A 13,226-nucleotide genomic window follows, 5' to 3' on the forward strand; every position below is an offset into this window, starting at 1 on the left:
TCGGTCTCCTCAAAAGCCGATGGATTGAAGGTACTGACGGTTTGCGCGGGCATCCTCTAGCGGCGTGCCCGGCATGGACGGGTCGCAGTCCTGTTCGACGGTGCACCATCCCTCAAACCCAGCGTCGAGGAGGACCTGCCGAACAGCCGCAAAATCAACATCGCCCTGACCAAGGTTGCAGAAAATACCCTGTCCGCAAGCTTTGTAGAAATCGGTCCGATTGGCGACAACGTCTGCCTTTACGACTGGGTTGATGTCTTTGAAGTGCATGTAGGAAATACGGTTGATGTGCCGTTTCATAAAGGAGACTGGATCAAACCCTGCATAGGAGTGGTGACCCGTATCAAAACAGATTTTCAACACGCGCTCATCCACCTCATCCAAGAGCCTTTCAAGCTCTGGCTCAAAGTCGATAAAGCCTGCGGCATGGGCATGAATACTGGTGGTCAGGCCATAGTCTTCGGTGCCCATTTTCGCGATGGCTGCGATCCGATCCCGAAACGCGCGCCATTCGTCTGAGTCCATCTGCTCGGCCTCATTCGCACGGCCAGCGGTGGCTGCGCGGCGTGGTGAAATGCTATCGATCAGAACGAGGTGCTCTGCCCCATGCGCGACCAGCGCTTTGCAGGTACGAACACTTGCGTCCATCACCTCGTCCCATTTTGCGGGATCATGGAAGGGACGGAACACAACGCCGCCGACGATCTCTAGGTCACGTTCTGCCAAGGCTGGCGCGAGGACCGCAGGGTCTTCGGGCATGTAGCCAATCGGGCCGAGCTCGATCCCCTTATACCCTGCTCCTGCGCACTGATCCAAAACCGACTGCCATGTCGGATAGGACGGGTCGCTAGCGAATTCGATGCCCCATGAACACGGGGCGTTTGCGATTTTGATGGTCATTTACTGGCGCCTTTCAAACGCAATCAGACAGACGATACTTCAACCCAAGCCTTGCTGCGCGACGACACCATCGACGCCTCAATCACTTGGTTCACCTCCATGCCATCCTCAAAGGTCGGCCAGACGGGAGAGCGGGTTTCAATCGCCCGCAAGAAATCACGGGCTTCGATGATGATTTGGTCCTGATAGCCCGTGCCATGCCCCGGACCCTGACAGAAGGGCAGGTAATCGGGGTGCGCGGGCCCCGTCAGAATTTTGCGGAAGCCCCGCGTCGCCTCGGGTTCATCCATGGAATAAAGCCAGATCGCGTTCTGATCCTCTTGATCAAAGCGGATGGCCCCTTTGGTTCCTGTAATCTCATAGGCGTAGCCCATTTTGCGACCATGTGCGACGCGGCTGAAATACATCTGCCCCATCGCCCCATTGGCAAACCGGCACATAAGTTGTCCATGATCATCATTGGTCACAATCCCGCCGGGGCGATTGTTGTGCACCGTTTCGATCTCTGCAATTACCGATTTGATCGGACCGATCAGCGCCAAGGCGCCATTGATCATATGAGGCGCAAGATCCCCCATCGTGCCGTTCGCATCGCCTTGGGTCCGCCAATTGGCAGGCGCATTTGGATCGGCCAAGAAGTCCTCTGTGTGTTCGCCGCGAAACCAAACAACATCGCCAATCGCACCTTCGGCGATAAGCTGGCGGGCGAATTGGCTCGCGGGGGTGCGGATATAGTTAAAGCCCACCATGCTCACCTGCCCTTCGGCAGCGGCCACCATCGCGCGACTGTCGTCGAGCGAGGCGCCGAGCGGTTTTTCGCAAAAGACAGGTTTATTCAGCGCAAATGCCGCCTCGGCGATCGCACGATGGGTCGCCTGCGGGGATGCGATAACAATGGCCTCGACCTTGGGATCATTGACCAATTCACGCCAGTCATCAGTACCACGGGCAAAACCATAGGCGACGCGGTAGTTCTCGGCCGAGGCCTTGGAACTGGCGCAGACCATTTCCAAGCGCGGACGAAGGGTCGTGTTGAACACCGCACCGACAGCCGACATGGCAACGGCGTGGGCCTTCCCCATGTATCCACCGCCGATGATACCGATCCCGATTTCCGCCATAAAACCCCTCCCGCAAAATCAGTTTGCAACCGCTTGCAATATTCGTATCCTTCCGTTCAAAGTCATGCAAGCGTCAAACGCGCATCGCGGTCGGCGGGATCACAAATCGAGGGTTAGCTGAGAGATGGATATTTTCGACGCGATAAAGCGCAATAGCTATGTCGTCTTAGGCCGTGTCGGCATGGACCTCTTTTCTGATACAGGCATCGCGATTGAAGACGCGACGACGTTTAACGCTGACTTGGGCGGATCCTCCGCCAACATCGCCGCTGGGATCGTAAAACTGGGGGGTCAGGCCTCGCTCGTCACGCGCGTCTCTGACGATGCCGTTGGTCGGTTCTGTGTTGGGAAACTTAAACACTACGGGGTCGGCTGCGAATATGTGATCCCCCAAGGCGGGGAAGCTCGCAATTCGCTCGCCGTCTATGAAACACGCGTCGAGGGGCACCAATCGGTGATCTACCGCAATGGGGCTGCCGATTTTGAAATGACGGTCGCCGACGTTGAGGCGGTCGACTACGGCAAATTTGGGGCTTTGATCGCCGCAGGCACTGTTTTTGCCGCAGAGCCATCACGCTCAGCTGCGTTTCGCGCGTTTGATTTGGCGCGGGCGGCAGGTCTGCCGATCATCTTTGACGTGGATTACCGCCCCTATAGTTGGCCCAGTGCACAGGTCGCCGAAGATGTCCTATCCCGCGCAGGTTCAATGTCCGATGTGATCATCGGCAATGACGATGAATTCGGCTTTATGGCGGGCAGCAAGGACGACGGCCTCACAAAAGCGCGGCAACTCGCTGAGACCTCTGCGCAGATCGTTGTTTACAAAATGGGCGAACATGGCGCGGTGACCTTCCACGACGGCACCGAATTGCGCACGGGCATTTACGCTGTCGAAGCCGTCAAACCGACCGGTGCAGGCGACAGTTTCATGGCTGGTTTTTTGACGTCTATCGCAGACGGTCATGACCTGCACACGGCCCTTCTGCGTGGATCAGCCTGCGCTGCAATCGTTGTCGCCAAACCGGGGTGCGCCCCCGCTATGCCCTACCCCGATGACCTCGACACGTTTTTGACCAATCACCCCGGCCCCACTCCGGTGGCCTAAGGAGAGATCAATGCATATCCCCCCACACGACAACCAAAACAAACCGATCGTGGATGCGAACGATCCAACGGTTCCGCTGAACTACTTCAACATCGTTAAACTCAAAGCGGGCGAAGCATTTACCTATCAAGTGCCGAACTACGAAACCTGCATCGCACCCGCGACAGGCACCGTCGATGTCGACGTAGAGGGTGTGCATTTTGCCGACCTTGGCAATCGGGGGGTCGATGTGTGGGATGGGGAACCAGAGGGCGTCTATGCCCCGTCAGGCGCGAAGGTAACTTTGGTCGCAAAACGTGACACTGAAACCTTTATCGCAGGTGCCCGATACGACAAAGTTCTCGACCCGTTTGATGTGCGTGTCGCAGACATCGACAAAGTCCAATATGGGTCGGACGACACAAAGACCCACCGCAAGATCAAACACATCCTCGGCCAGAAACAACATGATAAAGTTGGTCGTCTATTGGTGTCCGAACTCTTTACCGTTGGTCAGGGAGGCTGGTCCGGCTTCCCGTCGCATAAACACGACACGGACCGTTGGGACGACAACGGAATCCTTATCGAGACACGTCATGATGAGACCTATAACTTCCGCTTTCGTCCGAACCATGGCGGCGGGGTGCAAATCCTTCAACGCGAGGAAGGTAAGGTCGGCGATGCCTATCAACTGATGGACCGCTCCACCATTTGCATCGACAAAGGCTACCATCCCTGCGCTGTGCTGCCTGGGTATGAGATGTATTATTTCACCATTCTCGGCGGCCTAAGCCAGCGCAGTCTCGTTCAGTTTTTCCAGCCCATCCATGCCTATCAGGTCGAAACGATCCCCGGCATCAAAGACATGGTGGCCAAGTTCAAATGACCATCGCGACGCTCGCCGAGGTTCTGGAACCCGCACTCAAGCAAGGCTATGCCGTGGCTGGTCTAGTCACATTGGGTTGGGAGGATATGTGCGCCTATGTTGAAGCCGCCGAAGCCGAGGGTTGCCCTGTGATATTACAAGCAGGTCCGTCCTGCCGCGCGCACACACCGCTGCCAATCCTAGGCCAGATGTTTCGCCATCTTGCAGAGCAGGCCGCAGTGCCTGTGGTCGCCCACCTCGACCACGGGTATTCGCTCGACGACTGTCGAATGGCAATTGACGCGGGATTCACCTCAGTCATGTTCGACGGATCGCGCAAACCCTTGCGTGAGAACATTGATGAAACCGCAGCCATTGTGGAAATGGCGCACCGCGCGGGGGTCTCTTGTGAAGGCGAAATTGGTTTTGTGGGCTATGCGAACGGCGAACAATCGGCGGGAACAGACCCAATTGAAGCGGCAGAGTTTGCTCGGCAAACAGGCGTTGACGCAATGGCCGTTTCGGTTGGAAACGTGCACCTGCAACAAACGGATGGGGCAGGCTTGGACCTCGACCGTATCCACGCGATTGAAGCGGTCACAAACGTCCCACTCGTCATACACGGCGGATCAGGCGTTCCATCAGCGCAACGGCGTGAATTGGCACTCGGGTCGAATATCTGCAAATTCAACATCGGGACAGAGTTGCGGATGATCTTCGGCGCGGCACTTCGCCAGACTTTGACAGATCATCCTGACCAGTTCGACAGGCTCGAAATCCTCAAAGCGACGATGAACCCAATGACCGAAGCTACGAGGACCATTTTGCGAGAGTTAATGTCGAGCTAGGTTGACCTCCGCCGATCACGACAAAAGCTGCATTACCTCGACTTCAGCTAAATCGTCACCGCTGCGATCTTAAAAGAGATGCTCGACCGCGGGATCAGGCACAAAACGCCAGTTGCGGCGCGGTCCTGCCATGACGTTCAGATAATACATCTCGAACCCATAAGGCGCACCGCAGGGGTGATGTCCACGCGGGACCAAAACCACATCGCCATCAGACACAGCCATGGTCTCGTCCAAGGTGCCATCCTCGGTGTAGACGCGCTGGATGCCGAACCCTTGGGCAGGGTTGAGACGGTGGTAATAGGTTTCTTCGAGGTAGGTAATCCGCGGGAAATCGTCCTCATCATGGCGGTGGCTCGGGTAGGATGACCAATGGCCCGCAGGGGTAAAGACTTCGGTGACCAAGAGGCTGTCACAGTAGTCCTCATTCTCCATCGCGATGTTGTTGATAAAGCGCGTGTTGGTGCCCGTCCCACGCTGGGTCAACGTGATCCCGTCCGGCCCAATACGACGCGCCTCATGGCCACTTTTACCAGGCGCCAAACAGACCGCGATCACGCAATCGGTCGTCGCGGTCGCCTCCCAGCTGTTGTCGTTCGGCACATAAAGGCAATGCGGCGGCGTCTTTTCAAAGACGTTCATCCGCTCGCCCAATTCCCCCCAAGACTGCCCTGCGGCGTCAAAGGTTGCCTTGCCTTCGACCATCACCAAAATGGCTTCGTTGTCGCCCAAAGCCTCGCCCACGGTTTCGCCTGCACGCAGACGGTAGAGCGAGAACCCAACATAGCGCCATCCTGCCGACTGCGGCGTGATCTGATGCACCTTTCCATGTGTTCCAAACGGTTTGCACAAAAGATCAGGCATCGTCGGCGTCCTTTTCAGGGTCAGTCGGGTTAAACACGATAAAGAACGAATAGGCAGCGTAAGCCCCTAAACCCCCGAACATGACGGCCCAACCGGGCGATCCTGTCCAAAGCTCGACCACCGTCCAAAATACGCAGATCGCGACCAAAAGAACGCGCAGCCACAAAGGACGGAAGAAGGGGTCATTCATTTTAAACATCAGATAAGCCCGGTTTCTGTTGCAATCCGCTTGAGCGTATGCAGGCCTAGGGTCTGATACAACAGCGGGTTCCGCACATCGGGGTCCTGCTCTGCCTCAATCACGATCCAACCGTCGTAGTTGTTGTCCGCAAGGATCTGCAGGAGCGGTTTAAAATCAACGCCGCCCTCTTGATCGCCCGGCACGGTAAAGGCGCCCTGAACAACCCCCTGAAGGAAAGACAGACCCTCTGCACGAACCTTTGCGGTGATCGCAGGACGGATGTTTTTCGCGTGGAAGTGACGAACGCGACCAACGTGTTTCTTCAACACCGCTACAGGGTCGCCACCACCAAATGCACAGTGGCCCGCATCAAACAAAAGATGCGTCGCGGGACCTGTTGCCGCCATAAACGCGTCGATTTCCTCGGGGCTTTCTACAATCGTGCCCATGTGGTGGTGATAGACCAAGGTCACGCCCTGATCCGCCAGATATTGCGCGAACTCTTCGAGTTTGGCACCAAAGGCGACCATTTCATCGGCGGTCAAGGTCGGGCGGTCATTCACGGGCAGGTCCGAGCCGTGGATCGCATTCGAGGTTTCACAAACGATACACACCTTGCAATCGTTGTGCTTCAGCTTCGCAAGGTGACCCTGCACCGCCTCAATCTCTTCGGCCACAGACTGAACCAAGAGGTTCGTCGAATACCAGCCAGAGATAAATTTCAGGCCATAGCCGCCCAAGAGCGATTTCAGCTCTGCAGGGTCATTCGGCCAACGGTGGCCGTTCTCAATACCGTCAAACCCGATCAAACGGCCCGCTTCTTCGAGAATACGGTCGGTCGAGATATTCGCACCGATGGTCTGGTCGTCATCATTGGCCCAAGCGATCGGGTTTGTACCGAACTGGATCATTATTAGTCACTCCGAAAGGGCACATCGCCCGAATAGGTCTGGAGCAGGGTCCGCCCAGCCCCACGTCTTTCTCTTTGATCAGTTCACAAGGTTCTGACGTTTCATGTTTTGGACATAGCGATCCCGCGCGTCCGACATTCTGTCGTTGCTCGGAACCTCAGGAATTGCCACGTCCCACCAGCTGCCGCCACCCGCTTCACCGGGGCCGTGCATCGGGTCGGTATCAATCACGATCACCGTCGGGATATCGCGCGATTTCGCAGCCGCCAGATGTGCCTCGAGGTCGGCAATCGACTGTGCCTTCACCGCATACGCGCCCATTGAACCCGCATGGGCCACAAAGTCGATCGCAGGTTGGGTTTCAACGCGGCAGTCTTTATAGAGGTTGTTAAACTGCTCACCGCCTGTGCCCATCTGCAGGCGGTTGATACAGCCAAACCCACGGTTATCGGTCAGAACCACCGTGAACGGCACCCGGCGCATCACAGCCGTCGCCAGTTCAGAGTTCGCCATCATATAGGACCCATCACCGACAAAGCACACAACGTCACGCTCTGGTGCGGCGAGTTTAACACCCATCGCGCCCGCGACCTCGTAGCCCATGCAGCTAAAGCCGTATTCCATGTGGTATCCACCCTGCGGCGACTGCCACAGCAGCTTGAGCGCACCAGGCATCGTGCCTGCCGCACACATCGCAATGGTTGCCTCGGATGAGGTCCGCTGAACCGCGCCAATCACTTCGCAATCCATCGGCAGGTAGCCCTCGCCGCCCTTGCGATCCGCGCAATGCGCATCGACTGTTGCCAGCCACTCCGCCCGAACAGCAGGTTTTGCGTTCGACGCCGAATACCCCGCCAAAAGACCTGTCAGTTTCTCAAGCGCGACCTTCGCATCCGACACCAGCGGATAGGCCCCGTGTTTCACCGCGTCATAGGCCGCGACGTTGATCGACACCAATTTGCGGTTCGGGTTCTCAAACAGCGACCACGACCCCGTGGTAAAGTCTTGGAACCGTGTACCGACACCGATCACCAGATCGGCCTCTTTCGACATGATATTCGCAGCCTCAGAGCCATCAACGCCCGAGGCGCCGTAGTTCATCGGATGCGATTGCGCCAAAGCCGATTTGCCCGCCTGCGTCTCAACAACGGGAATACCGAATTCGGTCGCAAAAGCGCCAAGCGTCTCTTCGGCCTCGGAATAAATCACGCCACCGCCCGCAACGATCACAGGCGACTTTGCCGCTTTGATCAGATCAGCGATCTGCGCCAACTCAGCCGCATCGGGCTCTGGACGGCGCACGCGCCAGACCTTGGGCTCAAAGAACGCCACAGGGTAATCATAGGCTTCCGCTTGCGTATCCTGGCAGAACGATAGGCACACTGGACCACAATTCGCAGGATCGGTCATCGTCGCCAAAGCACGCGGCAGTGCCGTCATGATATGCTCAGGACGCGAGATGCGGTCGTAGTAGCGCACCACAGGACGGAAGCAATCATTGGCCGAGACGGTGCCATCCTCAAAGCTCTCGATCTGCTGCAGCACAGGATCAGGACGACGGTTTGCAAACACATCACCCGGAACAAACAACACAGGGATACGGTTCACATGTGCCAGCGCCGCCGCCGTCACCATGTTCGTCGCACCCGGCCCAATCGAAGAGGTCACAGCCTGCGCACGTTTGCGCTTGAGTGTTTTCGCATAGGCAATCGCCGTATGCGCCATCGTCTGTTCGTTTTGTCCACGCCAAGTCGGCATAGTGTCAGCCGCATGGTAGAGGGCCTCCCCCAGACCCGCGACGTTACCATGGCCAAAAATACCCCAAACACCGTCGATATAGCGGTCGCCATCTTCGTTGAACTGTACAGAAAGCCACTTCACCATGGCCTGTGCGGCAGTCAGTCGGATTGTTTGTGTCATGCGTTTCCTCCCGCTTTGACGCGCGCTGCGTCCCAAATCTTGCACAAATTGGTATAGCGCTCAGCCATTTGTGCAATAGCCTCTGCATCCGTCATCGCGCCCTTCATCCAAGCCCGCGCCGCATCGCCAAAGATCGTTCGACCAACCGCGAACCCACGCACCAGCGGATAGCTGGCCGCAACCTCGAACGAGGCGCTCAGTTCCGCCTCAGGGGCATCAAGACCCAGCACCACGATACCGCGGGTATGGGGGTCGTTTTCTTCGATCCCATTGATCGCGTTCTGCCACCCCGCATGGGTCTTCATCGGCTCCAGCTTCCACCAATCTGGATATACGCCGATCTCATAGAACCGACGGATCAGGGTTGCTGTGGTGTCGTCAGTCACAGGCGCCACCTTCGACGGGATCACCTCAAGCAAGAACTCCAGACGATTCCGACGCGATGCCTCGAACAGACGCTTCACCGTCGCTTCTTGCTGGGCTTGCATCTCTGCATCGTCATCGGGGTGACAGAAGCACAGAACCTTCACCACGTTCTCTTTGGCCCATTGGTTCAGACCACCAAAGTCCGATCCCAACTCAGGCTCGAGCGTCAGCGGACGCGATCCCGGCCATTCAACGGGACGACCAACCCACAGACCCGAACCCGAGGCCGCATGCAGCGCATTCCGCCCAATGCGGTTGTCGCAGAGGATACCATACCCCTCCTGCCCGTTCTGAACCTGCTGCGCGGCCTTGAGGCACAGTTCCTTGAACTCACCGCCCTTAGCGAGGGTATACCCCTCCATCTCTTCGAGCTGCATACGGTGGTCAAAGGCAAACACCCGCATCGTCGACCAATCACCGTGACGGTTCGTCGACCAGTGGATCTGCTCCAGCTCTGCATCATTGCGCAGGTCAGGCTGTTTGATGCCCCGCTCAAAGAAGAACTCCAGCTCTTCAAGCGACGGATAAGCAGGCGTGCAGCCGTGACGCGACACCGCAAAGGCACCACAAGCATTCGCATATTTCAGCGCGGTCGGCCAATCCTCACCATCAAGCCAACCCTTCATCAAACCAGAGAAAAACCCGTCGCCCGCGCCCAATACGTTGAACACTTCAATTGGGAAGCCCGGACCCGTTTGCCCCTCATCAAGGCTGTCAGGAATATCGCCCTCAAAGGCCACAGCGCCCGCCGCACCGCGTTTGCACACCAACGTCGCGTTCGACACCTTGCGCACGGCCCGCAGCGCCTCGATCGTGTTGGTCGAACCGCCCGCAATGTGGAACTCTTCCTCGGTGCCGACGATCAGGTCAAAGAAGTGCAGCGACTTTTGCAGCGTTGCCGTCACCGCAGCGCTCTCAACAAAACGGCTCTCGCCATCGCCATGCCCCGCCACACCCCAAAGGTTCGGGCGGTAGTCAATATCCAGAGCCGTTTGCGCACCGTGCTTGCGCGCCAATTCCAGCGCCTTAATCACCGCAGCTTCGGTCTTTACGTTCGACAAATGCGTGCCCGTCGCCAGAACCGATCGCGCCGAGGCAATGAACGCCTCGTCAATATCATCTTCACACAGAGCCATATCCGCACAGTTTTCCCGATAGAAAATCAGCGGAAACTGCTCTTCGTCGCGAATGCCCAGAATAACCAGCGCCGTCAGACGCTCAGGGTCCGTGATCACCCCATCAACATTCACGCCCTCGCGCACAAGCTGCTCGCGGATAAACCGACCCATATGTTCATCGCCAACACGGGTGATCAACGCAGACTTCAGACCCAATCGCGCCGTTCCGCAGGCAATGTTCGTTGGGCTGCCACCGATGTACTTCTCAAACGAACCCATGTCCTCAAGACGACCACCAATCTGCGTCCCGTAAAGATCAACGCCAGCACGGCCAATCGTAATTACATCAAGTGTCTTCGTCATTTATCTCTGCCTTTCAGAACACCGCACAGACGATGTCCGCCTTTGTCCGAGCCCATCAAAAACAAACTCATAGACCTGAGGCCCTCAGCCAAAACCAAAGGCCTCAGATCGGGGGATTATAGTCTTACAGCTTGGCCCGTTTGTGCCGACTTCAACGCAGCCTCAGCAAGTTCGAGAGCCTTCAAGCCATCATGGCCCGTCGTCGGAGTCTCTGCACCTTTCGCAACAGCATCAACAAAAGCCGCGATTTCATTGGCATAGGCTGCAGTATAGCGCGACATGAAGAAGTTAAGCAGCGGCGGCTGTTTGAACCCGTCTGCTGTTGCCACTTCGATATTTGCCTCAGCGGTGTTCTTAGCAGCCGCCATGCCTTTGGACCCGTGAACCTCAATACGCTGATCATAGCCATAAGTCGCGCGGCGCGAGTTGGTGATGACAGCTTGCTTGCCTGTAGCGGTACGCAGAATGACGTTCACGCTGTCATAGTCGCCCAAAGCACCAATCGCTGGATCAACAAGGTTCGACGCCTGCGCCATGACGGTCTGGATTTCTTCGCCCAGCAACCAACGCGCCATGTCAAAGTCGTGAATGGTCATATCGCGGAAGATGCCGCCCGACACTTTAATGTATTCAGCTGGCGGAGCACCCGGGTCACGCGAAGTGATTGTCACCATCTCAACATCACCCAACGTGCCGTTATCAATCGCCGCTTTCACAGCCATAAAGTCGGGGTCAAAACGACGGTTAAAACCTACCATCAGAGTGGTACCCTCGGCCTCTACGGTCGCGATCGCTTGCTTCACGCGTTCAACGTTCAGATCAATCGGTTTCTCGCAGAACACAGCCTTCCCGACTTTGGCGAATTTCTCAATCAGATCAGCGTGGGTATCGGTCGGTGTGCAGATGACAACCGCATCGATATCGTCAGAGGCCGCAACCTCATCAATGGTGCGTAATTCGCAGCCGAATTTCTCTTGGGCGGCTTTGGCTGCTGCCTCAAACGGTTCCGCGATCGCGATCAGTTCTGCGCCATCGACAGAAGCAATTGCACGGGCATGCACCTGACCAATACGGCCAGCGCCAAGGACAGCAAAACGTAGGCTCATTCTTTCCTCCGGTTCCGGAAGCTCGCCGGAAACTAATGTGGGTCGTGTCGGACCTCTACCGCGTTGGACAACCTGCGGGAGGGGTTGGATTTCAGTTTTGTATTTAACATCATAGTCTACCTAAATCGTTTCAGAAAAGGTCAACTTTGACATGAGTCTTAGCACAGGCAGCGATCTATCCGCCGCCTGTGACAGTGACTAGGCGACGCTGACTTTTGCACGCAGCGCCGTCAATGGAGCACGCCATTTTCAGGTCAAAAATGACGTTTTTCTGCACAAGCTAAATGACGTATTTGCGTCATTATAGCATCTCTGGAAGAACAATCCGTGGCTCTAGAAAATGTTGACTTGCAGTGTCATCAAGATGCCCTTCGCTCTCTGAAATCATCAATCCGATCAGGTCGCTGCACAATTGCGGAAGGGGCGTACCAATCACCATGGTAACGTAGCCATCCAACAAACCCGCACGGCTTTCGGCGGTCAATTCGTTCACCACCAACTGCACCTGCCCCGGCTCTGACACCTCGCGCATCGCAGCGATGGCACCCTCCATACCTCCACCCGCAACATATATCCCACGCAGATCTGGATAACGCTCGATCAAATCGAGGGTCGCTTCATAGGTCACTTGCCGCGCTTCCAAGTTCACCAAAGTATCTACCACGGTAAACTCTGGGGCATTCTCACGGACATATCCACGGAACCCAACCTCACGAAGATCATGGCCGTGCCAGCGGTTTCCGCCGACGAAAATCGCCAACCGACCAGGTAGTTTTGCGGAATGCGTCAGCATCCACGCAGCACTCCGCCCCACCTTCATATTGTTTATTCCCAGATAGTTACGGCGAAGTCCCTGCGCAAAGTCATTGAGCAAAGAGAACGTCGGCACACCTTTTTGGCGCAATTCCTCAACGACCTGATTCAGCTTTTGATGATTGACGGCAGTGCAGGCCAACGCATCAACCCGTTCGCCCACCGACTGGATCAACTCTGCGAATTCTTCGGGTGACTGTGATTGTGCAAAACGAATGATCGCGTGTCCCCGAACATCCGTCCGCGCGGCAATGGCCTGCTCAATCTCGCGCGCAAAATTCTGATAAAACTCGTGCTTTTCCTTCACCAGAACAAAACCAAATTTCTTTTCTGGCGCGACAGTATTCAAACGGTGATCGAATAGCCCACGGGCGTGGTAGCCAATGCGGTGCGCCGCATCCGCGATACGACGAAGCGTGTCTTCGCGAACAACCGCCCGACCATTCAACGCACGATCCACGGTGGTGACACTCACCCCAGCTTCACGCGCAACATCTTTGACAGTCGGACGATTGCTCATTTTGGCTTCCTTCACCCTCTTGGCAATAAGGGGTGAGGGATTGAGATTAAAACGTCAACAGGAAACACCTAAATGACGTTAAAACGTCATACAACCTACGACTCACTTCAACCCGTTCAGAAAGGCCTCGCATTCGTCGTCTTTGATCGTTACCGAATGCTCCGCCACAGAGTAGGCGAAAGTGTC

At 56.3% G+C, this 13,226-nt stretch carries 12 protein-coding genes; 3 read left to right on the plus strand and 9 right to left on the minus strand.

The features are described from left to right. Window positions 1-9: 9 nt before the first annotated feature. Both QWY83_RS03335 and QWY83_RS03340 read right to left on the minus strand, forming a co-directional pair. Window positions 10-900 (minus strand): TIM barrel protein, encoded by an 891-nt coding sequence (locus tag QWY83_RS03335; RefSeq protein WP_249947276.1) that lies wholly within the window; start codon window positions 898-900, stop codon window positions 10-12. A 23-nt stretch (window positions 901-923) separates the two neighbouring features. After that, window positions 924-2,021: a Gfo/Idh/MocA family protein gene (locus QWY83_RS03340; protein WP_249947275.1), complete on the minus strand. Its 1,098-nt coding sequence runs from the start codon at window positions 2,019-2,021 to the stop codon at window positions 924-926. Window positions 2,022-2,145: 124 nt separating this feature from the next. Between QWY83_RS03340 and iolC the strand changes: the two genes are divergently transcribed. Genes iolC through QWY83_RS03355 form a run of 3 tightly spaced genes read left to right on the plus strand, consistent with a single transcriptional unit; the run spans window position 2,146 to window position 4,818 of the window. Beyond that, window positions 2,146-3,126 carry a 5-dehydro-2-deoxygluconokinase gene (gene iolC / locus QWY83_RS03345; RefSeq protein WP_249947274.1) on the plus strand — a complete coding sequence of 327 codons (981 nt, stop codon included), beginning with the start codon at window positions 2,146-2,148 and terminating at the stop codon, window positions 3,124-3,126. A 10-nt stretch (window positions 3,127-3,136) separates the two neighbouring features. Continuing rightward, window positions 3,137-3,991: a 5-deoxy-glucuronate isomerase gene (locus QWY83_RS03350; RefSeq protein ID WP_249947273.1), complete on the plus strand. Its 855-nt coding sequence runs from the start codon at window positions 3,137-3,139 to the stop codon at window positions 3,989-3,991. Beyond that, window positions 3,988-4,818 carry a class II fructose-bisphosphate aldolase gene (locus tag QWY83_RS03355; protein ID WP_249947272.1) on the plus strand — a complete coding sequence of 277 codons (831 nt, stop codon included), beginning with the start codon at window positions 3,988-3,990 and terminating at the stop codon, window positions 4,816-4,818. Before QWY83_RS03350 ends, QWY83_RS03355 begins: the two co-directional genes overlap by 4 nt. Before the next feature lie 69 nt (window positions 4,819-4,887). Here QWY83_RS03355 and iolB read toward each other — a convergent pair whose 3' ends face one another. The 7 genes from iolB to QWY83_RS03390 all read right to left on the minus strand — a co-directional run bounded on the left by iolB (window position 4,888) and on the right by QWY83_RS03390 (window position 13,040). After that, window positions 4,888-5,682, minus strand: coding sequence for a 5-deoxy-glucuronate isomerase (gene iolB, locus QWY83_RS03360; RefSeq protein ID WP_249947271.1), 795 nt, complete (start codon window positions 5,680-5,682; stop codon window positions 4,888-4,890). Further along, window positions 5,675-5,881: a hypothetical protein gene (locus tag QWY83_RS03365; RefSeq protein ID WP_290245412.1), complete on the minus strand. Its 207-nt coding sequence runs from the start codon at window positions 5,879-5,881 to the stop codon at window positions 5,675-5,677. Before QWY83_RS03365 ends, iolB begins: the two co-directional genes overlap by 8 nt. Beyond that, window positions 5,881-6,774 carry a myo-inosose-2 dehydratase gene (iolE, locus tag QWY83_RS03370; RefSeq protein ID WP_249947269.1) on the minus strand — a complete coding sequence of 298 codons (894 nt, stop codon included), beginning with the start codon at window positions 6,772-6,774 and terminating at the stop codon, window positions 5,881-5,883. The genes QWY83_RS03365 and iolE overlap by 1 nt, the downstream gene beginning before the upstream one ends. A 78-nt stretch (window positions 6,775-6,852) precedes the next feature. Further along, on the minus strand, window positions 6,853-8,694 hold the full coding sequence (iolD, locus tag QWY83_RS03375) for a 3D-(3,5/4)-trihydroxycyclohexane-1,2-dione acylhydrolase (decyclizing) (RefSeq protein WP_249947268.1): 1,842 nt from the start codon (window positions 8,692-8,694) through the stop codon (window positions 6,853-6,855). Then, window positions 8,691-10,601: a bifunctional 5-dehydro-2-deoxygluconokinase/5-dehydro-2-deoxyphosphogluconate aldolase gene (locus tag QWY83_RS03380; protein WP_249947267.1), complete on the minus strand. Its 1,911-nt coding sequence runs from the start codon at window positions 10,599-10,601 to the stop codon at window positions 8,691-8,693. Before QWY83_RS03380 ends, iolD begins: the two co-directional genes overlap by 4 nt. A gap of 116 nt (window positions 10,602-10,717) precedes the next feature. Continuing rightward, the gene (gene iolG, locus QWY83_RS03385; RefSeq protein WP_249947266.1) at window positions 10,718-11,707 is read right to left on the minus strand and encodes an inositol 2-dehydrogenase; all 990 of its coding nucleotides are present in this window, start codon (window positions 11,705-11,707) and stop codon (window positions 10,718-10,720) included. Window positions 11,708-12,008: 301 nt separating this feature from the next. Beyond that, window positions 12,009-13,040 (minus strand): LacI family DNA-binding transcriptional regulator, encoded by a 1,032-nt coding sequence (locus QWY83_RS03390; protein WP_249947265.1) that lies wholly within the window; start codon window positions 13,038-13,040, stop codon window positions 12,009-12,011. Window positions 13,041-13,226: the final 186 nt, after the last annotated feature.

The organism is Marivivens donghaensis (assembly GCF_030410045.1).
GTDB lineage: Bacteria > Pseudomonadota > Alphaproteobacteria > Rhodobacterales > Rhodobacteraceae > Marivivens > Marivivens donghaensis.